The following is a 25,990-nucleotide window of genomic DNA, read 5'->3' on the forward strand; positions in this document are numbered from 1 at the left end:
AGATGAAGGTTTTAGTTACTGGCTTCGAGCCGTTTGGCGGTGAGGAGATAAATCCCTCCTGGGAGGCCGTGAAGGGGCTTCCGAATGAGATTGAGGGCGCGGATATTATCAAGTTCCAGCTCCCGGTGACTTTCAGCGGTGTGAGGGAGATTCTTCCGAGACTGATCGTCAAGGAACGTCCCGACGCAGTCATCCTAACTGGACAGGCGGGCGGAAGGCCAAACATAACAGTTGAGAGGGTCGCGATCAACGTCATGGACTCAACTATGCCAGACAACGAGGGCTACAAGCCAGAGGACGAACCCGTCTTTGAAGGCGCTCCGGCGGCATATTTTGCGACGATTCCTGTAAAGGCCATTGTCAAAGCTCTCAGAGAAGCTAAGATTCCAGCGGCGGTTTCAAACACCGCTGGAACCTACGTATGCAACGCAGCCATGTTCACCGCCCTTCATACCATAGAAGTTTCAGGAATGACGACAAAGGCAGGTTTCATCCATGTTCCCTTCAGCCATGAGCAGGCCCTCGACAAGCCGAGGCCTTCCATGGCGCTTGAAACCATCAGAAAAGGCCTAGAAATCGCGATTAAAATGGTTGTTGAGGATTTGACCCGAGAAGGTTATTAAAGCTCGTTGAAGTCTATCTCGTAGGAGACCGAGCCGTTGAAGCTCTGGGCTTCCCTAAACCTTGCTATTATTCCGCTGAGGGCCTCCACCAGTGCTCCCCTTATTTCCCCCATCAATCTTTCTGCCGCGTCCTTGCTCGGAAGCTCAAAGACCCTGCCCTTCAGCTCAGATAAGGGTACGTCCTCATCACCGATTCTGACGGTCGGCGTGATACCCTTTAGTATCTCCTGGAGTTCTTCATCGAACTCAAGCTCCCGAACTTTTACCTTGTAGGTTCCATTCATTATGTCGTATTCTTTGTCGAACACTATCCTCAGCTTCATTGGGATTCACCACTATAGTTCTACGCATTCAACCTTAAAGACCCTATCGGTTTGATTTTCAAACCCCCTAAACTTTTAAGGTCACGTCCGAAGTTTCCGGTGAAGGTGATGACTCATTCTAATCCTAGGGCTTGACGTCGTCGGTGAGAATCCAAAAAGGTTTGCGGTGGTGAGCTGGTTCAACGGAAAGCTTGAGAGAAAGGGTGAGTTTACACTCTACAGGCTAATCCGCTTCATTCAGGCTAAAAGGCCAGATATTGTTGCCATTGACAGCGTTACCGAACTTGGTGATGATTTAAGGAAGTTTTTGCGCGCCCTCCCACCAGGAACAAAGCTCGTCCAGGTCACTGGAAAGCCTGGGGAGCAGAGGACCCTCCAGAGCCTCGCCAAGGAGCACGGGATAAGGACTGGCGACCGCTTCGACCCCTATGAAGAGGCCAAATTAGCGGCTCTTCTAGCGAGCAAAGGAGTCGGCTACGAAGTCCTCGCCTTCGAGGACGAGGTGATTGTGAAGGTAACCCGCGGCAGGAGCCACGGGAAGGGCGGCTGGAGTCAGGATAGATACAGGAAACGCGTTCACAACCTCGTGAGGGACAAGGTGAGGGAGATAGAGGACAGGCTTAGGAGGGCGGATATACCATTCGACCTTGAGACCGAAGAGAAGGACTACGGGCTGGCCAGGGGCGAGTTCAGGGTATACGCCAGCAGGGAGGAGCTCGCCGGCCTGATAAGACCGATGAGAGGGGGAGACGTTGAGGTCAGAATTCAGCCCGTTGAGAGGGCCGAACTCGGCTTCGCCCCGCTGAAAAAGGAGGAGGCGATAAGGGAGAGGAAGAGCATCATAGTCGGTATAGACCCTGGGATAACTGTTGGGATAGCGGCGATAGACCTCGACGGTAGAATAGTTGCTCTCCACAGCGAGAGGAACATGCCCGTTGGAGAGGTGTTTCGCTTCATCAGCGAGATTGGACACCCGGTTATAATAGCAACGGACGTTTCTCCAGCTCCGGGCTTCGTGGAAAAGATAGCCCGCTCGTTCAAGGCCCAGCTCTTCGTCCCTAGGGAGAGCCTCCGCGTGGAGGAGAAGAACGAACTCCTAAGGGATCTGGGAATAACCGTTGACGATGACCACCAGCGGGATGCTCTGGCAGCTGCATACAAGGCATACCTGAGGATAAAGCCGAAGCTTGAGCACATAGAGGCCCGCCTGAGAGAAGCCGGTCTGACTAAGAAGTCCGACGAGGTCAAGGCTCTCGTAATAGCCGGCTACAACCTTGGAGAGGCGATGCAGAGGGTAACCCTGAGGGAGAGACGGAAAGAGGAGGAGAAGGAAGAGCCCGAGACAGAGAAAAGCTTCGATGCCGAGCCCTATCTCAAGAGGATACGTGAGCTTGAGAGAAGGATTGAGCTCCTTGAGAGGGAGAACGAAGAGCTGAGGGAGATAATCAAGGAGCAGAGGAAGACGATAGGGAGGCTTGAGCGGAAGATAGCCGACTACGACGAGGAGGTGAGAAGAAAGGTTCTGCGCGAGCGGGAGCTGGAGGCAAAAGTCAGGCGCATTGAAGTCCTTGAAAAACAGCTGAGGGAAGCGAAGGCCGTCATCGAGAGGCTGAGCAGGGATCTAGTCCAGGTAAAGAGGATGAACGTGGTAGAGGTTCGCGGCTCGGCGGTTCCACTTAAAGTTCTCAGGGTTCTTAGCTGGGGTGAGCTGGATAGGATAGAGCGAGAAGTCGGCTTAAGGAAGGGTGATGTGCTCTTCGTGATAAACCCGGCTGGAGCTGGGAAGGCGATAGCGGAGGAGCTCGTTGAGAAGGGGATAAGGGCCATAATAACGGAAAAGCCTCTGCCCGAAGTTGTGAAAGAAGTTCTCCGTGAGGCTCACCTACCTTTCTTCACGAGCGAGGAGCTTGACGTCAAGAGGGTGGATGAGTTTGCCGTTGTTGAGAGGGAGACGCTTGAGAAAGCTATTGAGGAGCTTCTCAAGAGATGGGAAGAGGAAGACCGCGAGAGGGAAGCGGAAAAACTGCTTCGTCTGGTTGAGGAGTACAGAATTGAGAGGGCCAGAGAACTGGAGAGGAAGGCCATGGAGGAGCTTGAGGGGGAGAAGCGGAGGAAGAGGGAAGGGTTTTAAGCTCTGAGGTTCTAAATAGGCCGGTGGTGTATATAACCAGGGAGAGGGCGATAATAAAGGGCTCGATCTTCGTTGTCTTCCTGGGCTTTCTGACGGCCGTCATCAACGGAAGGAGCGACCACATATACCGCACTATCGTAGCTATTCTCGGTCTCTCTATTCCGCTGGTTCTTCCCAAGAAGCTCCTGAATCCCCCTGAAAAAGTAAAACCCTTCCTCTCCCCCGTTTACGACGAGAGGACGATGGCGGTTCTCGGGATTTTCATAGCCGTCCACGTCTCCCTCGTGAACGTGCCCTTCACCCACTACGACCTCTTCCATCGAGACTGGAGAAACGCCGACATGATAAGCCACTTCCTCGGCGGCCTAACGGTCTGGCTGATCGTTGCTCAGATTTTATCAGAACTTGAGGGGATTGGAATCAAACTCTCCAAGAGACAGGTTGTCCTCTACGCCTTCATCGTCTTCTACGTCCTCTCCCTCGGCTGGGAAGTGGCTGAAAAGCTGAGCGAGAGCGAGATAAGCTTCATCCATGAAAGCCTCACCAACAAGCTCCGCGATCTCCTAATGGATACTCTGGGAGCGCTCTTCGGGTGGTGGGTGGTAGAAAAGAGAAGGTACCCCTTCGGTTTGGGGAGGGATTAGCCAGTATTTTTAACCCCGCGATGCTCAACTGCGAACGTTTTGTTAATGCTCTCTTCTGGACTCCGAATTTATGAATATGGCTGTTCAGAAAAGCTTATTATTGTGAAAAGTTGAACATTGATGGTGGCTCAAATGAGGGTGTACTCCCCTGGAAGGGTGAATCTAATCGGAGAACACACCGACTACTCCTACGGCTACGTTCTCCCCATGGCGATAGACCGCTACACCGTCATAGAGGGGGAGCCGCACGAGAGGGTGGAGCTTTACTCGGAGCACTTCAAGAAGAGCGTGTCCTTTGAGCTGGAAAAGCTGGAAAAGGGAAACAACTGGGCAGACTACGTGAAGGGAGTCTACTGGGTTCTCCAGAGGGAAGGGTATGAAGTGGGGGGCATGAAGGGAAGGGTCGGAGGAAACCTCCCGCTCGGCTCCGGCCTTAGCTCTTCCGCGAGCTTCGAGCTGGCAGTGCTCGCTTTCCTGAACGAGGCTTATTCCCTCAAGCTCTCCCGGCTCGATATGGCCCTCCTTGCCAAAAAAGCCGAGAACGAGTTCGTTGGTGTCCCCTGCGGGATACTCGACCAGTTCGCGATAGCCTTTGGCAGGGAGGGGAAGGCCATATTCCTCGACACGGAGACACTTGACTACGAGTACCTGCCGTTTCCGGAGGACCTTGAGGTTCTCGTCTTCTACACGGGGGTCAAGAGGGAGCTCGCCTCCTCTGCCTACGCGGAAAGGAAGAAGGCAATCGAGGAGGCCCTCCGGGTTCTCGGAAAGAGCTCCTCGAAGTACGTGACTGAGGAAGAGCTTTCAAAGCTCCCGGAGAAGGAAAGGCGGTACCTCGGCTACGTTGTCCGCGAGAACTCCCGCGTCCTTGCCTTCAGGGACGCCCTGAAAGAGGGGGACGTCGAGGCCATGGGACGGCTCATGGTCGAGGCCCACAGGGACATAGCCGAGAACTACCGCGTCAGCTGTGAGGAGCTCGACTTCTTCGTGGAGAAGGCCCTCGAACTCGGCGCCCTCGGTGCCAGGCTCACGGGGGCGGGCTTTGGTGGCTCGGCCATAGCCCTCGTGGAGCGCGGAAAGGGCGAATCCCTCGGAAGGGAAGTGGCAGAGCTCTACACGAAGGTCTTCCCATGGACGCCAGAGGTCTTCGTGGTAAGGCCCTCTGAAGGGGTGAGGGTTCTATGATGTCCCTCGTCTTCCACGGCAACCTCCAGTACGCTGAAATCCCGAAGAGCGAAATCCCGAAGGTCATAGAGAAGGCCTACCTCCCCGTCATCGGCAGGCTCCTCAAGGAGGAGATTCCCTTTGGGCTCAACATAACCGGCTACACGCTTGAGATTCTCCCCAGGGAGGTCATAGAGCTAGTTAGGGAGGGAATAGCGGGCGGCCTGATAGAGATAATCGGAACGAGCTACACCCATGCCATACTCCCTCTCCTCCCGCTTGACAGGGTAGAGGCCCAGGTTCGGAAGGACAGGGAGCTCAAGGAGGAGCTCTTCGAGGTTTCTCCAAAGGGCTTCTGGCTTCCGGAGCTCGCCTACGACCCGATAATCCCTGCCATACTGAAGGACAACGGCTACGGGTACGTCTTTGCGGACGGAGAGGCGATGCTTCTCTCGGATCACCTAAACTCCGCTGTGAAGCCGATAAAGCCGCTCTACCCGCACCTCATAAAGGCCCAGAGGGGGGAGGCAACGTTTTCCTCAACTACATCCTCGGCCTCAGGGAGCTGAAAAAAGCGGTGGAAAAGGCCTTCCCCGGAAAGGTAACACTTGAGGCGGTCAAAAACATCGATGCCGTCCCCGTGTGGGTGGCGATAAACACCGCGGTGATGCTCGGGATAGGGCGCTTCCCGCTCATGAACCCAAAGAAAGCAGCGAACTGGCTGAGGGGGAAGGACGATGTACTGCTCTATGGGACTGACATAGAGTTCATCGGCTACCGCGACCTCGCCGGGAGGAGGATGAGCATAGACGGCCTTCTTGAGGTGGTTAAAGCTCTCAACGTCGAGCTCTCCCTACCCTCGGAGCTGAAGCACAGCGGAAGGAAGCTCTACCTCAGAACTTCGAGCTGGGCGCCCGACAAGAGCCTTAGAATATGGACGGAGGATGAGGGGAACGCTCGCTTGAACATGCTCACCCCCTTCGTTGGGGAACCCCTTGCTTTTCTGGCTGAAAACAGCGACGCCCGCGGGTGGGAGCCTCTCCCTGAGAGGAGGCTCGACGCCTTCCGGGCGATATACAACGATTGGAGGGGTTCGAAGTGAGGGATTTAAGGAGAAAGGTCTCAATAGCCCTGCTTGTCCTGATGGCCGTCTTTTTGATGGCCGACCAGAATCTCCTACCCCCTAACTACCAGCTGATAATGGAGGAGTTCGGAATAAGCGAAGCCAAGATGGGGCTTGTATCGTCAATATTCGTGGCAACAAGCGCTTTGATAACAATAATCTGGGGATTCCTGTCGGACATAAAGCAGAGGAAGAAGCTCCTCGTCATAGGCGTGCTCCTCGGTGAAATCCCGTGCTTTCTCACTGCCTACGTCACGAACTACTGGCAGCTCTTGGCCATGCGCTTCCTCACGGGAATAGGCATAGGCTCCATAATTCCCATAGGCTACTCCCTCATAGCTGATATGTTCGAGGAGTCCAAGAGGGGAAGGGGCTACGCCTACATGGAGACGGCCTTCGGCTTTGGTACGCTCTTCGGAATGATAATGGCCGGAATGATAGCCGGTTGGAGGCTTCCCTTTATCCTAGCCGCCGTTCCCAACTTCATCCTCGCACCGCTCTTCTACTTCATAGCGGAGGAGCCCAAGAGGGGCGAGGGTGAAAAGGAGCTTCGAGAAGTCCTTGAGAAGGGCTACGAGTACAGGTACAGAATAAGCTGGGAAGCTGTCAAGAAGTCCTTTGAGACGAAGACAAACCAGCTCATCTTCCTCCAGGGAATCATCGGAACGGTTCCGTGGGGCATCATAATGTACTGGCTCATCTCCTTCCTCCAGGTAACGAGGGGAATGGACAAGACAACATCTACTTTCGTGCTCCTCATAATAGGCCTCTCAAGCGTTATTGGAAGCCTAATGGGAGGGTTCCTCGGCGACTACTTCGAGGCACGGTGGAGAGGAGGAAGAGCCATCCTGACCGGGGCGGCTATCTTCATTGGAATGCTGGCCTCGATAGGCATAATCCTCTACCCGCTTCCCTCCCAGCTCACAGCCAAGGACTGGGCCTTCATAGCGGTCTACTCGCTCCTCTTCATCCAGTTCGTGTCTTACGCCGGGCCCAACGTGAGGGCGATAGTTTCACAGGTCAACCTTCCGGAGGACAGGGGTACAATATTCGGCCTCTTCAACATCCTCGACAACGTCGGAAAGGCCACCGGCCCGCTCCTCGGCGGCCCGATGATAGAGTGGCTGAGGGGCATGGGTTACTCAAAGCCCCTCGCCTACCAGTACACACTGCTCATAGGCGCGCTCTTCTGGATACCCTGCGCCCTCACGTGGCTCTGGATAAAGAAGACCTACCCGGAGGACAGGGACGCGGTGAAGGCAATATTAAAGAAGAGGGCAGAAGAGCTCCTTTCAAAGGCACCTGCCAATTAGCCCCTTTTCTTCCTTTATCTTTCCGCAGGCTTCCTTCAGCCTCTCGGCGTTCTCCTCTGGAACTGAATCGTACGTGAACTCCCAGGTGCCCATCTCTATTCCGGCCGCGAACTTCACCTTGTTTGCGTCCCTAAGGATTGGGTAGAACTCGATGTGGAGGTGGTAGAATGGATACCTCCCCTTGAACGGCGCCTGGAATATCATCATCGTGTAGGGCATCCCCCTGTCGAAAAGGGCATTGAGCGTTGCGGTGGTTGCCCTTACTGCATCTGCCAGGTCCTCGCTCTCCTTCCCGTCGAGCTGGGTCAGGTACTGGACGTGCCTCTTCGGATAGACGTGGAGTTCGAACGGCCAGCTCGCGAAGAATGGGAGGAAGACCGCGAAGCTATCGTTCTCGTAGATCACCCTTCCTCCTTTCCGCTCCTCCTCAAGGATCCTGCAGAAGAGGCACTCGCCGTGTTTCTTAAAGTGCCTCCGGGAGTTCTCGATCTTAAGCCTCACCTTGAGCGGAATGAAGGGGAGTGCGTAGAGCTGGCCGTGGGGGTGGTGGAGGCTCACTCCAATCTCCTCGCCCTTGTTTCTGAATATGGCGACGTAGGCTATGTGCCTGTTTTCTCTGAGGGTTCTGGTTGCTTCCTTCCACAGCTCCACGACCTTTACCATCCCCTCCCTGGAAAGCTCGTCGAGGTCTTTCAGCCCGTGCTCCGGCGTCTCGACTATTACGCTGCACTGGCCAATGGCCCTCGCCTTTTTGTAGAACTCAACTTTCTCCGGCTTAGGGGCCTCGAAGGAGAGCATCGGGAAGCGATTTGGAAGGAGGAGAACTTCCCAGCCGTAGCCGGTCTCCTCAGTGCCAGGACAGAAGGGGCAGAAGTTCTTGGGTCGCCAGGGGCGCTTTTTCCTCTCCGCTGAGACCATTATCCACTGCCCGGTTAGGGGATTGAACCTCAGTTCCCTCATTTGATCACCGGTGGTGCTTCTTTTCGATCCTTTAAAATTTTTTCATCATCCGAAAACGATTTATACCACCCGTGCGTTTAATTGTACGGTGCTGTCCATGTTCCCGGAGAAGTTCTTGTTTGGCACTTCAACTGCCGCTCACCAGGTTGAGGGTGACAATAAGTGGAACGACTGGTGGTACTACGAGGAGATGGGTAAACTCCCCTACAAATCAGGAAAGGCCTGCAATCACTGGGAGCTTTACAGAGAGGATATAGAGCTGATGGCAGAGTTGGGCTACAACGCCTACCGCTTTTCAATAGAGTGGAGCAGGCTCTTCCCCGAGGAGGGAAAGTTCAACGAGGATGCCTTCAACCGCTATAGAGAGATCATTGAGCTCCTGCTTGAGAAGGGCATAACTCCAAACGTTACCCTGCACCACTTTACCTCGCCCCTGTGGTTTATGAGGAAGGGTGGCTTCCTGAAGGAGGAGAACCTGAAGTACTGGGAGGGGTACGTTGATAAAGCCGCGGAGCTCCTCAAAGGCGTGAAACTCGTCGCTACCTTCAACGAGCCGCTGGTTTACGTGACGATGGGCTACCTCACGGCCTACTGGCCGCCCTTCATCAAGAGCCCCTTCAAGTCCTTCAGGGTCGCCGCGAACCTGCTCAAGGCCCACGCAATAGCCTACGAGCTCCTTCACGGAAAGTTCCAGGTTGGGATAGTCAAGCACATCCGCGTGATGCTCCCGGAGAGGAAGGGCGACGAGAAAGCGGCCCAGAAGGCCGACAACCTCTTCAACTGGTACTTCCTCGACGCCATATGGAGCGGAAAGTACAGGGGAGCCTTCAAGACCTACTCCGTCCCGGAGAGCGATGCTGACTTCATAGGGGTAAACTACTACACCGCGAGCACCGTTAGGAGAAGCCTCAACCCACTGAAGATGTTCTTCGAGGCCAAGGATGCAGAGATCGGCGAGAGGAGGACGCAGATGGGCTGGAGCGTCTACCCCGAGGGCGTCTACCTGGCTCTCAGGAGGGCCTCTGAATACGGAAGGCCGCTCTACGTCACGGAGAACGGAATAGCGACGCTCGACGACGAGTGGAGAAAGGAGTTTATAATCCAGCACCTCCGCCAGGTTCTCGGGGCGATAGAGGATGGCCTCGACGTCAGAGGCTACTTCTACTGGTCGCTCATGGACAACTACGAGTGGAGGGAGGGCTTCGAGCCCAGGTTCGGGCTGATAGAGGTGGACTTCGAGACCTTCGAGAGAAGGCCGAGGGGAAGCGCCTACCTCTACGGGGAGATAGCGAGGACGAAGAAGCTCCCCGGCGAGGAAGACCCGTAGCTTTATCCTTCTATCTCTTCTAGGGCTTTCTTTAGGGCCTTCAAATATTTTCCCGTCTCCTCTGCTCCCCTATCGGTTATCTTTACCGCAGTCCTCGGCCTGTCGGCTATGACCTTGTAAACCTTCACATAACCGGCTTTCTCAAGGGCCTTTATGTGGGAGTCGAGGTTTCCAGGGGTTACGTCGAGGACATTCTGCAGGTCTCTGAAGAGGGCCCTCTCCCTCGGCAGGAGGTAGAGCATGATGGCGAGCCTTATGGGGTTTCCCAGGACGTTGTTAGAGCTCAGCTCCCTGAGGGCTTCCATTTTATCACCGCTTGACGGCTTTGAAGGCGGAGTGAAGGTATAGAAGTATAGTCGTGGCAAAGCCGAGTGAGACTACGTAGCCGGCCCAGAGCATCGCTCCACTTCCCATTCCCCACGCTAGAGGTATGGCCAGTGCTGGAATCAGAAACGCAGGAACCATCTCGTTCTCGGCCCCACAGCACTTCTTCAGAACCGCCCACTGGCCGAGGAGCGAAACGCTGATAAAGCTCAGGAAGCCCACGGCCAGGCCCGCTTCCTCGTTTATCCCTGGATTCAATGAGGGGATCAAAACCCAGCCAAGCGCAGCGCCGATTACCCATGCACCCGCTATTTCTAGACCGATCTTTTTTCCGGAGTTCCTTTTGATTCCGGAGATGGTCACTATCCTCCTCCAAACCTTTGAGGTGAAAGTAATCACAACGATAGTGGCTGCCGTCCAGTACGCGATGCTGAAAGCGGGCCCGCCGTTGAAGAACCGGAGTATAACGTAGAACAGAGTCATCACCGCCAGAAAACCCGCGAAGTTCATCGCGGCGTACATCTTTCCAGCCGCTATCAGCTTCCCCTCAACTTTCTCAAGCACGCTCTTGAGTTCCTTAACATCTTCCATATCCACCACCCCTATTGAGAATTAGGACGTTCTCCTATTTATAGCGTGGAGTTTCTCTGAATTTCAGAGTGTTTCCTCCGGGAACACGATACCATTAAATATTCCATGCACACCAAATACTCTGGTGATGATTATGGAACTTCTGAGTACAGGCATTCCTATCCTCGATGACGCACTTGGAGGAGGATTACTGGAAGACAGCAACCTTCTCATAGTGTACGATTCATACTCAAACGGCTGGACTCTGGCCTTTGAAATACTGAGAAACCGCATAATGGAAGGCGATTTCGGTGTAATTCTGGACTCAGTGCTGCCTTTCACACCTTTAAAAATGGAGCTGGGGCTTATTCGATTTGACATTGAGGAATTTGGCAAAAAGAATAATCTCGCAATCGTGGATTTATTCTCGTCAATTTATGGTGTTGATTACACCTTGGATTTTGTTTATACGAATAAAAGCATTGACACTTCAACCTTTGTGCCCAAATACAACTACCTCTATCGGCGCATCCTTGAGGAGAAGATTAAGGACAGACGCCCCATGGGTATAGACTTCACGATAGACGGTCTGGCGTTCTTGTTTGGTGAAGACAATTTCATCAAATTGTTCCAGAATCTCATTGCCCTGAAGGAAAAGGCGAGAATAACTGAAAAGAGGAAGCGGCCGATAAACATCTTTCTCTTGAACAAGGGCAGAGCCTCAGAGAGGTTGACTGCTTGGATTGCCCTCTACAGTCAGTACGTCATAGAATTCTGCTCTTCCTCGAAGACATTCAGGGAAAAAATGGTAATAAGAAAGTCGCCTTTGCCGGACTTTAAGCCCAAAGAAGGTGGATATGACTTCTGGATAGAAGAGGGGCAAGTCCACATTGAGTAGCTATCCACCGGCCCTCGCCCTCATCAGAAACTCCATGAACCTCTTTATCTCCCCTTCTTCACCTTCAAGGAGCACCCTGTTGAGTAGGATTCTGTTTTTCACAATTACTTCAAGAAGAGCCAGTCTCACCCTTGTCCCGCTCCGACGGCGGATTTCCTCAAGCTCTTCGGGCGGTATTGGAGTCTCAATAATCCTCCTCAAGCAGAAACCTCCATAGGGGGATTAACTTTATCCCATCTACTTCCTTCTCGATGTCCCAGTTTATAACGTAGGCTTTCTTCCATCCCGTCTCCCTCCTCGCCGCTTTTATCGCTCTAAGTTCTCTCCAGAGGGTCTCTGGATCGCTTAAGTCGTAGCTCACCTGGATGAGGATCTCCTTCTCAGGTAGGGCGAAGTCAATTTCCCAGTTTTTGCCGAGGAGGTAGTTGATTTCCTCTCCCTTCCTCCTAAGCTCCAGAAAGACTGTGTTTTCCATGAGCCTTCCAAAGTTCTCGCTGAACTTGACGCTGAGGAACGTCAGGAACGAGTTGTCGACGAAGTAGACCTTTTTGGGATGGCCGATCCTGAGGCGGACTTTAGGTGAAAGTACCTCGACCGGGAAGAGGAAGTAGGACTCGCTCAGATACCTCAAGTAGTTGGCGAGGGTCAGCCTGCTTATCCTGTAGCCGAGGCTCTTGAGGGTTCTCTCCATTTTGCTCAGGCTCAGGTACTCCGAATTGAGGGCCAGCCTGAGAAACGCCCTGAGCTCCTCCGGGTTTCTCAATGAGTACCGTTCAACGACGTCGAGGGCTATTATGGTGTTGAAATAGTCGGTAACTATGAGCCTCTTCACCCTCGGATCATCCGCCAGAACAACCTCTGGGAAACCACCGTAGGTTACGTACTCTCTAAGGAGGTTCAGAAGTCTGGGCTTCTTTGAGCTGAATTCCACCCTCGACGGAACTTCAAACCCCTTGAATCTCAAGAACTCCCGGAAGCTCAATGGGAACACCTCGAAAGTTAGTGCCCTACCTCTGAGGGAAGTTGGGATCTCCCTGCTAGAGAGCTTTGAGGAGGAACCGCTTAGGAACAGCTTCGCCTTTCCAGAATCATGAACCCTCCTGACCCAGGAATCCCACCCTTCTACGTTCTGTATCTCGTCGAGGAAGAGGTAAAGATCCTCTGAGGTTCCAAAAAGCTCCTCGATTGTTGGTATCAGCCCGGTAAGCGTCGAAATGTTCTTTTCGAGCCTCTCGTCCTCAAAGTTGATGTAGAAGATTCTTTCCTTCGGGACTTTCTTTGACAGCTCGTTGATCAGCTGGAACATTAGATACGTCTTTCCCGTCCTCCGGCAGCCGGCAAAGGTGACGACCTTTCTTGGCTTTTCAGGGATTAATGAGAAATCAAAATCCCTCTCAATGAGCTCCGGTGTCCAGGTCTCCTGCCATTCGGTTAGGACTCTCGCAAGGCTCTCCTTCATGATTTTATATTCGCTCCTTTGTTTATAAACATTGCTAAGTATACTTTACAGCCATTTATAAATCCCTGTTTATCAAATTCACTCAACCCTGAAAGTCAGACCCTTCTCCCTGGCCTTCTTCTCCACCTGGAGCCTGAACTGGCAGGCCTTGCATATCTCCCCCGTCGTTGGCTGTCCGCATATCTTACAGCGGTTCAGCTCGCTCGTCTTCTTAGTGTAGGTCTTCGCTATGAGCGGGAAGAGCTTGTCGTAGCTCCTGAGTATCTGATACTTCGTTCCTGGATGCTTCTCCTCCATCTCGTTTATCCAGTCCCTTATCTCCGCCCTGAACGCCTCTACCGCGTAGGGGCACTCGCTCAAATCCACCTCGATGTTGTTCAGAACTGCGTACAGAACGATTTCCTTCTCGGGTATCTCGCGGAGGGGCTTTATCCTCGGAACGAGCTCGGGGTGAATTTCCTCGTAGTACGGCCCTGTCCTTCCGAGCCTAGCTATGTCTCCCCTCAGGATGTTCATCAGGAACATCTGTACCTCGTCATCTAGGTTGTGGCCTACCGCCAATTTGTCTGCTCCAACGTCCCTCGCCGCGTAGTTGAGCAGCCAGCGCCTCCACACGCCGCAGTAGGAGCATGCCCCAACGCGCTCTCCTTTCTCGAAGCTACCCATTATCTCAACGGTTTCGTCCAGCGTGAAGCCTATGTACTCCTTGAACGAATAGATGCGGTGCTCTATTCCAAGTTTTTTCGCGTTCCTCTTCGCTATCTCGACGCTTGGGGGCCGATAGCCGGCTATCCCCTCGTCTATGGTTATCGCGACAAGCTCAAAGGGGAACTTCTCGCGGAGCTTGGCTAAAAGGTGCATGAGGACGACGCTGTCCTTTCCGCCGCTCACACCGACGGCTATCCTCTCACCCTTCTCTATCAGCCTGTACTTCTTCACGGTCTCCTTGAACTTTTTCTCAACCATTTCGTTGAAGTGTCTCTTGCAGTAATACCTTCCCGTGTAGCGTGCGTGATAGACCGCTGGTTTACCGCATTTGGAGCACTTCATCTCCTCACCTGGTCTGGATTCTTGGATAGATTTAAAACTGTTAATGCAGATGTTTGATATTGGGTACGTGGTGGTGACCATGGAAAACATTCTGACCTCCTCCCCGCCGTGAACGGCGAGGCTTTCAGAAGAGAAAGTAAAAAGAAAACCCATTCAGCCGGCGAGGTTCAGTAAAGCCGGCCACAGGTTCAGGGCAAGGAGAAGCAGTCCAACGCCTATGGTCGTGTACCTCACCGGCCTCGCTATTTTCTCTGGGAGGTACTCCTTGAGGACGTCGTCCAGCATTCTGCCGCCGTCGAGGGGCACGAGCGGGAAGAGGTTCATAAGGCCTATCCCAACGTTGAGCAGGTATATCCAGTAGAGGGCGAAGAAAATCGGGAGGACTACCTTCGCAGACCCGACTTTCGATTCAACATGCTGAGCCGGCTGTATCCCGATGAAGCCCTTTCCTGGCCTATCTGGGTGCTCTGCGAGGGTCAGCTCAACGCTGGTCTTCTCCCCGTTTCTTAGGACTTCAAGTTCCAGGGTTTCTCCAGGCTTTGTTCTGTCCATGAACTCCATGAAGTCTTCCATGGTCTTTATTTCCTGCCCGTTTATGCCGATTATAACGTCACCCTTCTGGAGAACCTTCTCGGCGGGGGAGCCGGGTATTATTCCCTTCACCTCAACTCCCGCGGGGATGAGAAGCGGGTTTATTGCGTAGGTTATTATGAGGGCCGTTATTATTGCCGTCGTTATGTTGGCCATTGATCCCGCTCCGTACACCCTGAGGCGCGAGCGGAGGGGCGCCTTTGCAAGTTCTTCTTCGTCGGGCTCAACAAAAGCCCCAGGAATCACGGCCAGGAGAACAAGCCCAACGGACTTTAGAGGGAGCTTATCGGCCCTCGCAACTATTCCGTGGCTGAGCTCGTGGACGACCATCACAACAACGAGGCCGATAAGCCCGTACCAAAGCGGGATCGTCACACCTGGGATCACGAGTTGAACCCCAGCCTGCTGTCCCTTGGTCTGGAGCGTTTGAGCGGCGGTTTTTGCAAGGGCGTAGAAGACGTAGACCATACCCATGTAACCGAGGGCTATGCCGACGTCAGCGTAGACCTTCCAGAAGCGCGGGTTAATGCGTGATACCCTGTCTATGAACCCCAAGAGGCGCTTTGTTCTCCACATTGCGATGAACATGTCAACGCTGAGACCCTCTTCCTTCTCTATGGGTTCTCCAGTTTCAGGGTCTATCTCCTTCTTTCCGAAGAGGGCGTACAGAACCATCCAGAAGACCGCGATTCCCGCGAGGATCACTGCGAGGGTTGAGACCATACCACATCTCCTCTTTTATTTCTCGTGTGCGTATTAACTTGGCAGGCTTATAAATTTGCCGAGGTGTTGGGATTTTTACTCGCAAAGCCTTTTTGCTTCACTCATCCTTTGAAAGCCTTTCCATAGCTCTAATGAGCCATCTTAGGTTCACACCAGCTTTTTCTGCCAGTTTTCCCAGATTTTCAGCTTCTTCTTTCTCTATGCACCCGCTCAGAAGGATTAGGATGAGATAACCACCGTAGAGGATAGCAGTCTTTAAGATGGCTCCAACGATCGAGCTTGTATCTCCCAGGAGAAGCCCAAGGAGGAGCATTAGGGCGCCGATTAAGAGGGCCTTGACGTAGGTTTTTCCAAGTGGCTGGACTCCAGTCGTCCTGTAGAGGATTGACACCCTGTACAGGTTCGCCGCTATATACGAGGAGGCCGTTGCCAAAGCCGCCCCGTTTATCCCGTACACCGGAATGAGGGCCATGTTGAGGGCCACGTTTAGGAGTGCGGCAAGGAGGTTGCCAATTAGGTTGTCTGAAGTCCTTCCGACGGCCACCAGACTCATAGCGTTGAGCCCCATTACCACGTGGAACATAAAACCTAGGGCCAGTATTCTCAGGGCTGTCGCCGCTTCGGTGTACTTGGCCCCGAAGAACAGGTTTATTGTCCCTTTTGGAAACGCAAAAACCAGCAGAAAGGCTGGAAAAGTCAGGATGAAACCCCACTTTGCAGTGCTCTGGTATAGCCTTTTCAGCCCTTCAATGTTTCCATCTGTAAAAAACACCGTTGCCATAGGCATAAACACGAATCCGAGGGAGTTCAGAACCACGGGCAGTGCCCTGGCTATTGGCGCCGCCCCGTTGTAAAGACCCACCTTATCAGGCCCAAAATAGTAGCCCAGCATCAGGGAGTCCGTCCAACCGAGAACATAGTCCAATATGCCCGTCAGCATGAGCGGGAATGAGAACGCCAAAAGTTCTTTTGCGAGATTCCAGTCGAACTCAGGTTTTTTCGGCAACAGCCCGAGCTTTATGCCATCTAAGAAGCCCAGAAGCGCTGGGATTGTCCATGCGGCGACGTAAGAAATGAACACCCAGTTGAAGCTGAGATTTAAGAGAAAACTCATACCCAGGAAAACCAGGAAAATGAGCTGGGGGAGTACGTTCCTGTAATAGAAGTTCTCCCTAACCCTTCCGTGTCCCCTGGATATTGCCACGATTATCATAGTCAAAACCATCGGGAGAAGCGCTGGAGAGGCTATTCTGAGAGTCTGGTTTAGGTACGGGTCGTTTAGGACATTTCCAAGATTGGGAGCCAGGGTGAATAAGAGTAGTATAATGGCCAGGGAAGAGCTAGACCCTATCAAAACTCCCGTTGACGCCAGTTTTAGTGCAACTTCTCTATCCCTCTGGAGGTGGCGGGCTATCTCCCTTGAGAGGCCGTTCTGAAGTCCGAGAAGGGCTATGGTCATTGCAATGCTCAGAACAGTTACGGTGAGTGTGAACGACCCATACTGGCTCCTCTCGTAGTATCTTGCCAGGACTGCCTTTGTGAGAAAGTTGAGGAGCATTCCCACAACTGTTCCTGCTAGGACTATGCCAGCCCCCTTTGCGACCTTTCCAAGGGCCTCTCCTTTCTCCAAGGATTTCACCGCGGTACGGTTTTCTTGTGGTGCCTTTAAACGGTTTTGGAATCTGTCAGTTGATAGGCTTTTTGTTGTATCTCTCCAAATAATGTAGTAGAATGCATTACGCCACCAGTTTTTACAACTTAACTTCCGAAAAACTTATATGGTGTCACTCGTTTTTTCACTTAAAAACTATGGTTGGTGGTATTTATGAAACGAACGCTGGGCGTTACACTGGCGGCCCTGCTGGTTTTCCTCGCTGGCTTCAAGTTGGGTGCCTCGTACTTCAGCGACGTGGCGAAGTCCACGGGCAACGAGTTCTCCACGGGTGAGTTCGATATCGGGATAAGCAGAGATGGCGAGAGGTACTACGATGCCTACAAGGTCTTTGAGTTTGGAGACCTTCTGCCGGGAGAAGAGAAGACGATCCGATTCTACATCAAGAACCGCGGAGATTACCCTGTTTCAAAGATCACAATGACCCTAAACGTGACCGACCGTGAAGATGGAAAGCTCTCTAAAGCTGAGGCACTCGTGGACAGCACGCCAGACGTTGGAGAGCTCAGCAAATACCTGATAGTCAAGGACATCCGTGTCTTGGTTAACGGGACAGTCATGATCCTTGACCGCTACGCTGGAAAATCCCTTCTGGAGCTCAACGGCACGCTTATACGCCTCTTTGACGGCAAGCTGGCCGAGAACGAAGCCATAGGAATTACTATGCGCGTAGAACTCTCTCCCGATGCGGGAAACGAGTGCCAGACCGATACCTCTGAGGTTGCTATGCTCATAACTGCTTCACAGTGAGCGGAAGCCACTTAAACCCCCTCTCCAATTTTTCCCTGCGATGATGAGTGATGGGCGAACCGACCGGTGAGGAAGGAAAGGTGATCGCTGAGCAACCCTTTTAAGTCCCATCCTCTACCTTTTCTGGGATGATGAGTTCAGCCTTGTCCGAGCTGTGACGAGGGAGTGACGGACTGACCGCATTGTGAATGTTGGTTGTTTAATTCGTTTAAACCCCGGAGGGTGGCCCTTGGAGGAGCTCTACCGCCCCATATGGGTCTCGATAGTTGGAAACCTTCTCCTCTCAGTGCTCAAGCTGGTCGTTGGGTTTCTCTACTCGAGCATAGCCCTGATTTCGGACGGAGCTCACTCCCTCAGCGATGTGGTCACGAGCATCATCGGCTACCTTGGGATGAGGGTTTCTTCAAAGCCCCCTGACAAAAGCCATCCCTTCGGACACTCCCGCTTTGAGCCCCTGGTGGCCTTTCTCATAGGCGAGGCTCTCCTCCTGGTGGCCTACGAGATTGGGAGGGATTCACTCTTCAGACTTCTCCATGGCACGGCCATTGAGGTTAACTCAATAATGCTCGCGGTTACAGTCCTTTCCATTCTTGCCAAAGAGTTGATGTTCCGCTATTCCGTTTACGTCGGCAGGAAGCTCAAAAGCCAAATCTTAGTTGCCGACGCTTACCACCACAGGAGCGACGCCCTCAGCAGCGTTGCGGTTCTCGTGGGTCTCGGTCTTCAGAAGCTCGGCTTTAGGTACGGCGATGCCCTCGCCGGGCTGGTTGTTGCGGGCTTCCTCGTCAAGGTCTCGGCGGAGATAATCCTTGAGAACGTTGGCTACCTCACAGGAAGCGCCCCTCCCTTTGAGGTGTGCGAGGAGATTAAGAAGCGCGCCTTGAGCGTCCCAAACGTCATGGGAGTCCACGACCTCAGGGCACACTACGTGGGGAACAAGCTCCACGTCGAGCTCCACATTGAAGTTCCACTGGAAATCACACTCAAGGAAGCCCACGACATCAGCGAGGAAGTCAAGAAGAGGATCGAGGAGATGCCAGAGGTGGAGAGGGCCTTTGTCCACGTGGACATAAAGGGCGTTACTGAGTGAGGTCGAGCGCCTTCATGAGGCTTTCGTAGACCTCGGCTAGCTTTTCCTCCCGCAGGAGGCCGATTCTCTTGATGACCATCCTTTTGTTGACTGAGAAAATCACGTAGGGCTTGACAATGCTGGGTATTATCGGCCTTGTTCCTGGATACCTGTCAAGGTCCTCGTCCGCTATCAGAACGTTAAGTTCTTTAAACCCGCTTTTCAGGTTGGAGTTACCTGAGCCACTATGATTGAGTTGCTCTTCCTGTTGAAGCTCTCGCTCGAAAGGACGAGGGCTGGCCTCGTTTTCACGTTCTGGAGGTCGTTGAAGGGAAACGGCAGGAGGATTACCTCTCCCTCTTTGAAAGGCCCTCCTTCAGTAGGAGTCCCAGAAGCTGTCCTCCTCACTCTCCCAGTCCTCCTTGAGGACGTCCTCAACGGCCTTCAGCCTCCATCTTTCCTCTTCCGTGAGCTCCTTTCTGAGCTCCCTGAGGTAGTGCCGTATAGCCTCCTTTATCAGGTCGCTTCTGTTGCTGAAGAGGCCCGCTTTGACGAGCGAGTCTATCTCCTCGGCAAGCTTCGGAGGAAGTCTCACAGAAACCTTCACACCAGTGGTCATTGTCTCACCAATGGGTCAATTTGTCGGACAGCTTTAAAGCCTTTTTGCAATCTCCCTCAAATCCCTCAAAAACTCCTCGAGGTGCTCCCTCTTCACGTGAGGCATGACGACGATCCTTATGTAGCCCCTGTGAGCGCTTACACCCCAGCCCCTCGCCTTAAGCTCTTTTTCAAGCTCTTCCAGCTTCTCTGAACCGAATGAGACTATATTTAACACTGGCTCCCTGATGAGGTAAATCCCTGGAATCTTCTTCAGTTCCGAGGCGAACCACCTTGCGAGCTCCATCTTCTCTTTTACAACTTCCTTGTACCCATCGAAGCCGAGGTGCTTTATCATTGCCCATACTGCCAGAGCATTGGCTCCCGGTCTGGTTCCGGTTATCGTCGCCTGCCAGATTTTGCCTCCGGCCAAATACGGGGCTAAAACGCTTATACTGTCCAGAAACTTCTTCTCGCGGAAGATTATTCCCCCGGCTGGAATCGGTACCATCCCCATCTTGTGAGGGTCTATTGTTATACTTTTCACTCCCTTGAGCCTGAAGTCGAAGTCGGGAATCTCATAACCGAGAGCCTTTGCAAAGGGTATCACGAAGCCGCCGAAGGCTGCATCAACGTGGAGGGGAAGACCGTAGTCAAGTGCTAAGTCGCTCAGGGCCGGGATGTCGTCGACGACTCCAAGGCCGGTCGTTCCAGCTATTCCAACTATCCCTATCGTCCTGTCCGTTATTTTCTCCTCAACGTCTTTCACGTTGACCGTGTAGTCGTCGTTCAGTTCCGCCCAGACGAGCTTTACCCCTAGCATCTCGGCGGCCTTTATGAATGAGAAGTGAGCACTCTCTGGAAGGATCAGTTCGGGCTTTTCTATTCCAGCGAGGTTCCTCATGGCCCTCACTGCCAGGATGTTGGCCTCCGTCCCGCCAGAGACTATGTGGCCGTAGCCCTTCTCCAGTCCGAGGAGGTTGGCCAGCATGTCAACGGCCTCTTTCTCGATTTTCTGGCTCCCGACGTGGAGGCCAGGATCGCCGAGGTTCCTGTCTATGTACTTCATAACGACCTTCACTGCGAAGGGGTGTGGGTAAGTGCACATAGAACCGAGTATCTTGCCTGAATCGAAGGTTAAATCTTCTCTTGTCTTCTCTTCAAGCTCCCTCAGGACTTCTTCCTCGCTCGCTCCCCTCTCTGGAAACATTTTCTCACCGCCTTGCGGTACTAGCTCTCCCCGGCTTTAAGCCTTTGCCTCTTCAGGTACGCCTTGAAGAATATCGGCGTTGTTAAGGCCGTTAGCATTGAGACCATTATAACGCTCGCGAAGATGCTCTGGTCTATCAACCCCGTGCTGAGGCCGAACGTGAGGATGGCCAGCTCTAGGCTTCCCCTTCCACCCATTCCAATTCCGACTGCTATCGAATCTTCCCAGGGGAGACCAACCAGCTTTGAACCAAGACCGCAGCCGATCAGCTTACCAAGCACTGCCGAGGCGTAGAGGGCCAAAATGAGGAATATGTTAATGTCTTTAATGGGGGGATTGAACATCAGGCCGACGTAGATAAAGAACAGCGGCATGAAGAACTCCGTGAGGACAACCTGAAGGTCGCCTATGAGCTCGTTGAGCTTTATCCTGGTAACGACGAGGGGGTCTTTTCTCTCGCGGAGTCTGCTTATGGTCAGACCCGCCAGGTAGGCCCCTATTATCTGGTTCAGGCCAACCCACTCCGATATTATGGCGAGGGCGAACGTGAGGATTAGGGTGAATGTAAAGAAGACGTTGAGGTTCCTGACCACGCTGTAGAACCATCTGGAGCGCTTGAAGATGTACTCCGAAATCAGGAGCGTCGCGACTATGAAGGCAAAGATTTTCCCCGTCAGGATGAGGAGGGACTGGGCGTTGAAGTTCCCGCTCGCCATGCCGGTGATGATGCCTATAAGGTAAACGGCCAGTATGTCGTCCGCGAACGCCGCCCCCATCAGTATGGCCGAGACTCTTCTGTTCACCCTCTCCTTAACCAGGACGCCGCTTGTGACTTCGATTGCCGTGTTTCCGAGGGTTACGCCAACGAACACCGCCGCGGAGAACCCCTTTCCAAAGAGGTACACGGTGGTAAAGCCCAGTATGAACGAGAAAGCAACCCCGAGAACTGCCACAAACGTGGCTTTCTTCGTGTTCTGGGCTATTGCAGAGAAGTTGCTGGTCAGGCCCATGTAGAGCATCATCATTATAAGTCCAAACTGTGCCAGCACTTCAATTTCTTTGCCCGGCTTTACAATTCCGAGTGCAAACGGCCCGAGGAGAATACCAGTTATAACATGGGCGATGATCGGGTGTATCTCCGCCTTCTCAAAGGCCCATTCTATGCTCTTTGCCACAACTAGAAGGACTGCAAGATAGCCGAGGAACTCCACGTCATCCCCTCCTTGCGAGAAGAGTACCTATTATCCACAGAACCATCAGGAGCACCGCCAGGATCATGGCCAGGGTGACACCCCTTCCTGTTCCAAAGACTATTGGAATTGGGCCTATCATTATTACTCCGCCGCCTTCAACGTCCGCCTCACCGCTGAAGGCAGATAGCAGGGTCCCGATGAACACCAGGATGAACCCCAGGAATATCAGGGCTATTCCCGCCAGTACGAGTTCTTCGCCTCTCATCAATCCAGAACTCGTTTACCGTCTTTAAAAGCTTTGCATTATCCTTTAAAAAGCCCCAGGGGAATAATACCAATATGCTGGTAATCACCGACCTCGACGATACCCTCTGCAATACGTGGGAGGCGGGAAAAAAGACCCTCTTGAGAACTCTCTTGTTCCTGATCAGGAGAAGAAAGTTCCGGGCCATAGCGTACTTCTTGCTAAAAAAGTACCGTCGTTTTGAAAGCTCTGAGGAAGTCCACCTGATGGATTTGGACGAGCTTGTTGAAACCGTCTTTAGGGACGTTTACCCAGATGCCTCTGACGATGAAATCCGGGAAGTTGTGTCCTTTGTTGAGCGCGCCTTTTTCGAACACTTACGCCTTTTCCCTGATGCCCTGCCGTTTCTCTCCGGTCTGAAGAAGCTTGGGGCAAAAATAGTTCTCGTGACGGACTCATCGACGGAGTGGCAAAGGAAAAAGCTTGAAGTTCTCGGCGTCTCCAATTACTTTGATGGCGTCATCATAAGCGGTGAAACAGGCCACAGCAAGCTTGAAGATCACAACTTCAAGCTTGCCCTTCAAAAGTTCTCTTCCAGCGAGGTCTACGTTGTTGGTGACCGCGACGAGACTGACATGCGTGGAGGTAGGGCGATTGGGGCCACTACCATACTGGTTCGCAGGGGCTATTTCAAGTCCCGAAAAGTCAGGTTTGCCGATTACGTTGTGAATAACCTTCTTGAGGCCCTGGAGGTGATAAAGCGTGAGCATAAGAAGCGAGTTGAAGCGTAAAGCACTCCACCTCACGGGACTTACTGTGCCTGCCATTTATCTCTGCTGTGGCAAGACCACAACGCTCGCCTTCATAGGTCTGGCCTTTGTCCTCTTCGTCGTGCTTGAACCATTCAGGATAATCGAAGAGTGGAGGGATAGGATAAAGTACCGCCTCCTGAATATGTACCCTTCCCCTGAGCTGGGTAGGAGCATTGAGCTTATAGAAAACCATATCGAGGCCATAACTAGACCTCACGAGCGTGAGAGAGTTGCAGCTCACATTTACTTTGCGGCCGCTTCGTTCATAGTAGTATATTTCTTCCCGATGAAGGTGGCGGTGGGTGCCATAACTGTGGCAACCCTGGGGGATGCCCTGGCCGCTATAATCGGGAAGAGCCTTGGGAGACACAGATTCTCAAGCGGTAAGAGCCTTGAGGGGAGCTTGGCATACTTCCTTACGGCTCTGCTGGTTTTAATCCCCCTTGTGAGTTTTGCTCCCGCTTTAGCTGGTGCAGTCATCGGCACTATTGTGGAGTTCTACAACGTCCCGCCCGACGACAACTTCTCAAACCAGCTGGCAGTAGCAGTTGCCGTGTATTTGGTTTTCCTTGTCTCCTGATCTTCCACTGAGTCCTGAAGAAAAGGTTTATATGCCTTTCTTTACCATATCACCTCCAGTGATAACAAAGCTTGTCGGTGATGGAGATGGTGAACTTCATATTTGGTATCCACAACCATCAGCCCCTTGGAAACTTTGGATGGGTTATGGAGAGCGCCTACGAGAGGTCCTATAGGCCCTTCATGGAGACCCTTGAGGAGTACCCTAACATGAAGGTGGCCGTTCATTACTCCGGCCCGCTCCTTGAGTGGATACGCGACAACAAGCCAGAACACCTCGATTTGCTCCGCTCGCTCGTCAAGAGGGGACAGCTTGAGATAGTGGTGGCTGGCTTCTACGAGCCCGTTCTTGCCTCGATTCCGAAGGAAGATAGGATAGTCCAGATCGAGAAGCTCAAGGAGTTCGCCAGGAATCTCGGCTACGAAGCGAGGGGCGTCTGGCTCACTGAGAGGGTCTGGCAGCCGGAGCTCGTGAAAAGCCTCCGCGCTGCTGGAATAGATTACGTCATAGTTGACGACTACCACTTCATGAGCGCGGGCCTCTCAAAGGATGAGCTGTTCTGGCCGTACTACACCGAGGATGGCGGTGAAGTCATAACGGTTTTCCCGATAGACGAGAAGCTCAGGTATTTGATCCCCTTCCGCCCCGTTGATAAGACCCTCGAATACCTACACTCCCTCGATGATGGTGATGAGAGCAAGGTTGCGGTCTTCCACGATGACGGTGAGAAGTTCGGGGTCTGGCCCGGAACCTACGAGTGGGTCTACGAGAAGGGCTGGCTCAGGGAGTTCTTCGATAGGGTTTCAAGCGACGAGAGGATAAACCTCATGCTCTACTCTGAATACCTCCAGAGGTTCAGGCCGCGCGGTCTGGTTTACCTCCCGATAGCTTCATACTTCGAGATGAGCGAGTGGAGCCTCCCGGCGAGGCAGGCCAAGCTCTTCGTGGAGTTCGTCGAAGAGCTAAAGAAAGAGAACAAGTTCGACCGCTATCGCGTCTTCGTCCGCGGCGGAATCTGGAAGAACTTCTTCTTCAAGTACCCGGAGAGCAACTACATGCACAAGCGCATGCTGATGGTGAGTAAGGCCGTGAGAAACAACCCCGAGGCGAGGGAATTCATCCTCAGGGCCCAGTGCAACGACGCCTACTGGCACGGCGTCTTCGGCGGTGTCTACCTCCCGCACCTCCGCAGGGCTGTCTGGGAGAACATAATAAAGGCTCAGAGCCACGTTAAGACGGGGAATTTCGTGAGGGACATCGACTTCGACGGCAGGGACGAGGTCTTCATCGAGAACGAGAACTTCTACGCCGTCTTCAAACCAGCATACGGCGGAGCCCTCTTCGAGCTCTCCTCCAAGAGAAAGGCGGTCAACTACAACGACGTTCTCGCGAGGCGCTGGGAGCACTACCACGAGGTTCCAGAGGCCGCTACACCGGAAGAAGGTGGTGAAGGAGTCGCCAGCATCCACGAGCTTGGAAAGCAGATTCCCGACGAGATAAGGCGTGAGCTTGCCTACGACAGCCATCTAAGGGCAATTCTGCAGGACCACTTCCTTGAGCCAGAGACGACGCTCGATGAGTACAGGCTGAGCCGCTACATCGAGCTTGGGGACTTCCTCACCGGTGCTTACAACTTCAGCCTTATTGAGAACGGAATAACCCTTGAGCGCGATGGAAGCGTTGCTAAGAGGCCAGCACGTGTGGAAAAGTCGGTTAGGCTCACCGAGGACGGTTTCATAGTGGACTACACCGTCAGAAGCGATGCCAGAGCCCTCTTCGGCGTCGAGCTCAACCTGGCAGTCCACAGCGTTATGGAGGAGCCGGCCGAGTTCGAGGCAGAGAAGTTCGAGGTGAACGACCCCTACGGCATCGGAAAGGTCGAGATAGAGCTCGACAGAAGGGCAAAAGTCTGGAAGTACCCAATAAAGACCCTCAGCCAGAGTGAGAGTGGATGGGACTTCATCCAGCAGGGCGTCAGTTACACCGTTCTGTTCCCTGTCGAAGGGGAGCTCAGGTTCAGACTCCGCTTCAGGGAGCTCTGAACTTTATTCTCTCCTCTGCCTTTTCCGCCTTCTGCTTCCCTTTCAGTGCTATCATAAATGTTAGAGCCTCAACACTGTCTTCAAGGAGCAGACCCCTGTTGTCCTTCGCTATCAAGTATCCAAATACCAGCCCGAAAATCGCCCCGGCGACCCAAAGCTCCAGGAGGAACTTTCCACGCTCCCGTGCGAAATCGTTACAGCACTTAGAGTCTTGTACGCCAGCAACATGGCAAATGGGAACGCCGCTTCGAGTATTAAAGAAATCCTGACGGCTTTTTCAAGGATGCCCAAAACCCTTCCCTCTGCCATCTCCTTGAGAATCTCTCCATCGTGGCTGGAGTAGACCAGGAGCCTCGCTATGTTCGCCCCGCTCCGGAAGGCTAAAAGACCGAAGACCGCGCCGAGCAGGCTTGCATCTTTCAGCTTGAAAAAGGCCCAGAGCCCAATGAGGACCCAGATTGGAGTGTATAATCTCTCCAAACTTTTCTTTTGGTTTTTCATGAACTTGGATGCGTAGGAGCTTCTTCAGAACTTTGCCAGCCATCCGCTTTGCAAAAAGGATTGGCTTGATGAAGATGTTCACGAGGGGGGAGTATCA

The 25,990-nt window shown here is 53.1% G+C and carries 28 protein-coding genes and 1 pseudogene; 13 read left to right on the top strand and 16 right to left on the bottom strand.

Annotated features, from left to right (window positions below; genetic code table 11):
• The first annotated feature begins 2 nt into the window (after nucleotides 1-2).
• Nucleotides 3-623, top strand: coding sequence for a pyroglutamyl-peptidase I (gene pcp / locus ACZ5TN_RS08495; protein WP_464916486.1), 621 nt, complete (start codon nucleotides 3-5; stop codon nucleotides 621-623).
• Here pcp and ACZ5TN_RS08500 read toward each other — a convergent pair.
• A complete protein-coding gene (locus ACZ5TN_RS08500; protein WP_054839421.1) occupies nucleotides 620-946 on the bottom strand; it encodes a hypothetical protein in 327 nt (108 codons plus the stop codon). The genes pcp and ACZ5TN_RS08500 overlap by 4 nt on opposite strands.
• Nucleotides 947-1,112: 166 nt before the next feature.
• Between ACZ5TN_RS08500 and ACZ5TN_RS08505 the strand changes: the two genes are divergently transcribed.
• From ACZ5TN_RS08505 to ACZ5TN_RS08525, 5 genes and pseudogenes are all read left to right on the top strand, one after another.
• A complete protein-coding gene (locus ACZ5TN_RS08505) occupies nucleotides 1,113-3,077 on the top strand; it encodes a DUF460 domain-containing protein (protein WP_464916487.1) in 1,965 nt (654 codons plus the stop codon).
• A gap of 23 nt (nucleotides 3,078-3,100) precedes the next feature.
• The gene (locus tag ACZ5TN_RS08510) at nucleotides 3,101-3,721 is read left to right on the top strand and encodes a DUF2238 domain-containing protein (RefSeq protein WP_464916488.1); all 621 of its coding nucleotides are present in this window, start codon (nucleotides 3,101-3,103) and stop codon (nucleotides 3,719-3,721) included.
• Between the two features lie 123 nt (nucleotides 3,722-3,844).
• Nucleotides 3,845-4,906, top strand: coding sequence for a galactokinase (locus ACZ5TN_RS08515; protein ID WP_464916489.1), 1,062 nt, complete (start codon nucleotides 3,845-3,847; stop codon nucleotides 4,904-4,906).
• Nucleotides 4,903-5,987: pseudogene (locus tag ACZ5TN_RS08520) on the top strand (hydrolase). Before ACZ5TN_RS08515 ends, ACZ5TN_RS08520 begins: the two are co-directional and overlap by 4 nt.
• On the top strand, nucleotides 5,984-7,321 hold the full coding sequence (locus tag ACZ5TN_RS08525; protein WP_464916490.1) for an MFS transporter: 1,338 nt from the start codon (nucleotides 5,984-5,986) through the stop codon (nucleotides 7,319-7,321). Before ACZ5TN_RS08520 ends, ACZ5TN_RS08525 begins: the two are co-directional and overlap by 4 nt.
• On the opposite strand, the gene galT is transcribed toward ACZ5TN_RS08525, so the two are convergent.
• Nucleotides 7,301-8,281, bottom strand: a complete 981-nt coding sequence (galT, locus tag ACZ5TN_RS08530; protein ID WP_011250779.1) for a galactose-1-phosphate uridylyltransferase — start codon at nucleotides 8,279-8,281, stop codon at nucleotides 7,301-7,303. The genes ACZ5TN_RS08525 and galT overlap by 21 nt on opposite strands.
• Nucleotides 8,282-8,378: 97 nt before the next feature.
• Between galT and ACZ5TN_RS08535 the strand changes: the two genes are divergently transcribed.
• Nucleotides 8,379-9,608: a glycoside hydrolase family 1 protein gene (locus ACZ5TN_RS08535; protein ID WP_464917592.1), complete on the top strand. Its 1,230-nt coding sequence runs from the start codon at nucleotides 8,379-8,381 to the stop codon at nucleotides 9,606-9,608.
• Nucleotides 9,609-9,610: 2 nt separating this feature from the next.
• Here the strand turns inward: ACZ5TN_RS08535 and ACZ5TN_RS08540 are convergent, their stop codons facing one another.
• Together ACZ5TN_RS08540 and ACZ5TN_RS08545 are read right to left on the bottom strand one after the other, a co-directional pair.
• Nucleotides 9,611-9,913, bottom strand: coding sequence for a transcriptional regulator (locus ACZ5TN_RS08540; protein ID WP_464916491.1), 303 nt, complete (start codon nucleotides 9,911-9,913; stop codon nucleotides 9,611-9,613).
• A 4-nt stretch (nucleotides 9,914-9,917) separates the two neighbouring features.
• Complete coding sequence (locus tag ACZ5TN_RS08545; RefSeq protein ID WP_011250776.1) at nucleotides 9,918-10,523, bottom strand: hypothetical protein; 606 nt, start codon at nucleotides 10,521-10,523, stop codon at nucleotides 9,918-9,920.
• Nucleotides 10,524-10,656: 133 nt separating this feature from the next.
• Here ACZ5TN_RS08545 and ACZ5TN_RS08550 point away from each other — a divergent pair, with 133 nt between their 5' ends.
• Nucleotides 10,657-11,400 (top strand): RAD55 family ATPase, encoded by a 744-nt coding sequence (locus ACZ5TN_RS08550; RefSeq protein WP_464917593.1) that lies wholly within the window; start codon nucleotides 10,657-10,659, stop codon nucleotides 11,398-11,400.
• On the opposite strand, the gene ACZ5TN_RS08555 is transcribed toward ACZ5TN_RS08550, so the two are convergent.
• The 5 genes from ACZ5TN_RS08555 to ACZ5TN_RS08575 form a co-directional block, all read right to left on the bottom strand.
• Nucleotides 11,401-11,601, bottom strand: coding sequence for a TIGR04140 family protein (locus ACZ5TN_RS08555; RefSeq protein WP_464916492.1), 201 nt, complete (start codon nucleotides 11,599-11,601; stop codon nucleotides 11,401-11,403). It lies immediately after the preceding gene.
• Nucleotides 11,585-12,859 (bottom strand): ATP-binding protein, encoded by a 1,275-nt coding sequence (locus tag ACZ5TN_RS08560; protein WP_464916493.1) that lies wholly within the window; start codon nucleotides 12,857-12,859, stop codon nucleotides 11,585-11,587. The genes ACZ5TN_RS08555 and ACZ5TN_RS08560 overlap by 17 nt, the downstream gene beginning before the upstream one ends.
• A 78-nt stretch (nucleotides 12,860-12,937) precedes the next feature.
• The gene (locus ACZ5TN_RS08565; RefSeq protein WP_464916494.1) at nucleotides 12,938-13,909 is read right to left on the bottom strand and encodes a TIGR00269 family protein; all 972 of its coding nucleotides are present in this window, start codon (nucleotides 13,907-13,909) and stop codon (nucleotides 12,938-12,940) included.
• 153 nt (nucleotides 13,910-14,062) lie between these two features.
• A complete protein-coding gene (locus ACZ5TN_RS08570) occupies nucleotides 14,063-15,223 on the bottom strand; it encodes a site-2 protease family protein (RefSeq protein WP_464916495.1) in 1,161 nt (386 codons plus the stop codon).
• A gap of 97 nt (nucleotides 15,224-15,320) precedes the next feature.
• The gene (locus ACZ5TN_RS08575) at nucleotides 15,321-16,862 is read right to left on the bottom strand and encodes a flippase (protein ID WP_464916496.1); all 1,542 of its coding nucleotides are present in this window, start codon (nucleotides 16,860-16,862) and stop codon (nucleotides 15,321-15,323) included.
• Between the two features lie 186 nt (nucleotides 16,863-17,048).
• On the opposite strand from ACZ5TN_RS08575, the gene ACZ5TN_RS08580 reads away from it, so the two are divergent.
• Together ACZ5TN_RS08580 and ACZ5TN_RS08585 are read left to right on the top strand one after the other, a co-directional pair.
• Nucleotides 17,049-17,645: a TasA family protein gene (locus ACZ5TN_RS08580; RefSeq protein ID WP_054839418.1), complete on the top strand. Its 597-nt coding sequence runs from the start codon at nucleotides 17,049-17,051 to the stop codon at nucleotides 17,643-17,645.
• A 229-nt stretch (nucleotides 17,646-17,874) separates the two neighbouring features.
• On the top strand, nucleotides 17,875-18,735 hold the full coding sequence (locus ACZ5TN_RS08585) for a cation diffusion facilitator family transporter (protein ID WP_464916497.1): 861 nt from the start codon (nucleotides 17,875-17,877) through the stop codon (nucleotides 18,733-18,735).
• A 201-nt stretch (nucleotides 18,736-18,936) separates the two neighbouring features.
• Here ACZ5TN_RS08585 and ACZ5TN_RS08590 read toward each other — a convergent pair whose 3' ends face one another.
• Genes ACZ5TN_RS08590 through ACZ5TN_RS08610 form a run of 5 tightly spaced genes read right to left on the bottom strand, consistent with a single transcriptional unit; the run spans nucleotide 18,937 to nucleotide 21,979 of the window.
• Complete coding sequence (locus ACZ5TN_RS08590; RefSeq protein ID WP_464916498.1) at nucleotides 18,937-19,122, bottom strand: type II toxin-antitoxin system PemK/MazF family toxin; 186 nt, start codon at nucleotides 19,120-19,122, stop codon at nucleotides 18,937-18,939.
• The gene (locus tag ACZ5TN_RS08595; RefSeq protein WP_011250766.1) at nucleotides 19,091-19,333 is read right to left on the bottom strand and encodes a ribbon-helix-helix domain-containing protein; all 243 of its coding nucleotides are present in this window, start codon (nucleotides 19,331-19,333) and stop codon (nucleotides 19,091-19,093) included. Before ACZ5TN_RS08595 ends, ACZ5TN_RS08590 begins: the two co-directional genes overlap by 32 nt.
• 33 nt (nucleotides 19,334-19,366) lie before the next feature.
• Nucleotides 19,367-20,521: a tyrosine decarboxylase MfnA gene (mfnA, locus tag ACZ5TN_RS08600; protein ID WP_464916499.1), complete on the bottom strand. Its 1,155-nt coding sequence runs from the start codon at nucleotides 20,519-20,521 to the stop codon at nucleotides 19,367-19,369.
• A 20-nt stretch (nucleotides 20,522-20,541) separates the two neighbouring features.
• Nucleotides 20,542-21,732, bottom strand: a complete 1,191-nt coding sequence (locus ACZ5TN_RS08605; RefSeq protein ID WP_464916500.1) for a cation:proton antiporter — start codon at nucleotides 21,730-21,732, stop codon at nucleotides 20,542-20,544.
• A gap of 1 nt (nucleotide 21,733) precedes the next feature.
• Nucleotides 21,734-21,979: a TIGR00304 family membrane protein gene (locus ACZ5TN_RS08610; protein WP_011250763.1), complete on the bottom strand. Its 246-nt coding sequence runs from the start codon at nucleotides 21,977-21,979 to the stop codon at nucleotides 21,734-21,736.
• 74 nt (nucleotides 21,980-22,053) lie between these two features.
• Between ACZ5TN_RS08610 and ACZ5TN_RS08615 the strand changes: the two genes are divergently transcribed.
• From ACZ5TN_RS08615 to ACZ5TN_RS08625, 3 genes are all read left to right on the top strand, one after another.
• Entirely contained in the window at nucleotides 22,054-22,749 is a 696-nt protein-coding gene (locus ACZ5TN_RS08615; RefSeq protein ID WP_464916501.1) for an HAD family hydrolase, read from the top strand.
• Entirely contained in the window at nucleotides 22,721-23,350 is a 630-nt protein-coding gene (locus ACZ5TN_RS08620; protein ID WP_011250761.1) for a diacylglycerol/polyprenol kinase family protein, read from the top strand. The genes ACZ5TN_RS08615 and ACZ5TN_RS08620 overlap by 29 nt, the downstream gene beginning before the upstream one ends.
• A gap of 80 nt (nucleotides 23,351-23,430) precedes the next feature.
• Nucleotides 23,431-25,392, top strand: a complete 1,962-nt coding sequence (locus ACZ5TN_RS08625) for an alpha-amylase/4-alpha-glucanotransferase domain-containing protein (protein WP_011250760.1) — start codon at nucleotides 23,431-23,433, stop codon at nucleotides 25,390-25,392.
• Here the strand turns inward: ACZ5TN_RS08625 and ACZ5TN_RS08630 are convergent.
• Nucleotides 25,379-25,507 carry a hypothetical protein gene (locus ACZ5TN_RS08630; RefSeq protein WP_464916502.1) on the bottom strand — a complete coding sequence of 43 codons (129 nt, stop codon included), beginning with the start codon at nucleotides 25,505-25,507 and terminating at the stop codon, nucleotides 25,379-25,381. The two genes, ACZ5TN_RS08625 and ACZ5TN_RS08630, sit on opposite strands and share 14 nt — an antisense overlap.
• On the bottom strand, nucleotides 25,504-25,893 hold the full coding sequence (locus ACZ5TN_RS08635) for a hypothetical protein (RefSeq protein ID WP_464916503.1): 390 nt from the start codon (nucleotides 25,891-25,893) through the stop codon (nucleotides 25,504-25,506). Before ACZ5TN_RS08635 ends, ACZ5TN_RS08630 begins: the two co-directional genes overlap by 4 nt.
• Nucleotides 25,894-25,990 lie beyond the last annotated feature (97 nt).

The sequence above is a fragment of the Thermococcus sp. JCM 11816 genome, assembly GCF_055396515.1.

Excerpts from the sequence above, each read along its gene's own strand:
- ACZ5TN_RS08565 (WP_464916494.1), bottom strand. The coding sequence starts at position 13,909 with ATGAAGTGCTCCAAATGCGGTAAACCAGCGGTCTATCACGCACGCTAC.
- ACZ5TN_RS08635 (WP_464916503.1), bottom strand. The coding sequence starts at position 25,893 with ATGAAAAACCAAAAGAAAAGTTTGGAGAGATTATACACTCCAATCTGG.
- ACZ5TN_RS08615 (WP_464916501.1), top strand. The coding sequence starts at position 22,054 with ATGCTGGTAATCACCGACCTCGACGATACCCTCTGCAATACGTGGGAG.
- ACZ5TN_RS08610 (WP_011250763.1), bottom strand. The coding sequence starts at position 21,979 with ATGAGAGGCGAAGAACTCGTACTGGCGGGAATAGCCCTGATATTCCTG.
- ACZ5TN_RS08570 (WP_464916495.1), bottom strand. The coding sequence starts at position 15,223 with ATGGTCTCAACCCTCGCAGTGATCCTCGCGGGAATCGCGGTCTTCTGG.
- ACZ5TN_RS08500 (WP_054839421.1), bottom strand. The coding sequence starts at position 946 with ATGAAGCTGAGGATAGTGTTCGACAAAGAATACGACATAATGAATGGA.
- ACZ5TN_RS08580 (WP_054839418.1), top strand. The coding sequence starts at position 17,049 with ATGAAACGAACGCTGGGCGTTACACTGGCGGCCCTGCTGGTTTTCCTC.
- ACZ5TN_RS08540 (WP_464916491.1), bottom strand. The coding sequence starts at position 9,913 with ATGGAAGCCCTCAGGGAGCTGAGCTCTAACAACGTCCTGGGAAACCCC.
- ACZ5TN_RS08625 (WP_011250760.1), top strand. The coding sequence starts at position 23,431 with ATGGAGATGGTGAACTTCATATTTGGTATCCACAACCATCAGCCCCTT.
- ACZ5TN_RS08550 (WP_464917593.1), top strand. The coding sequence starts at position 10,657 with ATGGAACTTCTGAGTACAGGCATTCCTATCCTCGATGACGCACTTGGA.
- ACZ5TN_RS08535 (WP_464917592.1), top strand. The coding sequence starts at position 8,379 with ATGTTCCCGGAGAAGTTCTTGTTTGGCACTTCAACTGCCGCTCACCAG.
- pcp (WP_464916486.1), top strand. The coding sequence starts at position 3 with ATGAAGGTTTTAGTTACTGGCTTCGAGCCGTTTGGCGGTGAGGAGATA.
- ACZ5TN_RS08545 (WP_011250776.1), bottom strand. The coding sequence starts at position 10,523 with ATGGAAGATGTTAAGGAACTCAAGAGCGTGCTTGAGAAAGTTGAGGGG.
- galT (WP_011250779.1), bottom strand. The coding sequence starts at position 8,281 with ATGAGGGAACTGAGGTTCAATCCCCTAACCGGGCAGTGGATAATGGTC.
- ACZ5TN_RS08595 (WP_011250766.1), bottom strand. The coding sequence starts at position 19,333 with ATGACCACTGGTGTGAAGGTTTCTGTGAGACTTCCTCCGAAGCTTGCC.
- mfnA (WP_464916499.1), bottom strand. The coding sequence starts at position 20,521 with ATGTTTCCAGAGAGGGGAGCGAGCGAGGAAGAAGTCCTGAGGGAGCTT.
- ACZ5TN_RS08560 (WP_464916493.1), bottom strand. The coding sequence starts at position 12,859 with ATGAAGGAGAGCCTTGCGAGAGTCCTAACCGAATGGCAGGAGACCTGG.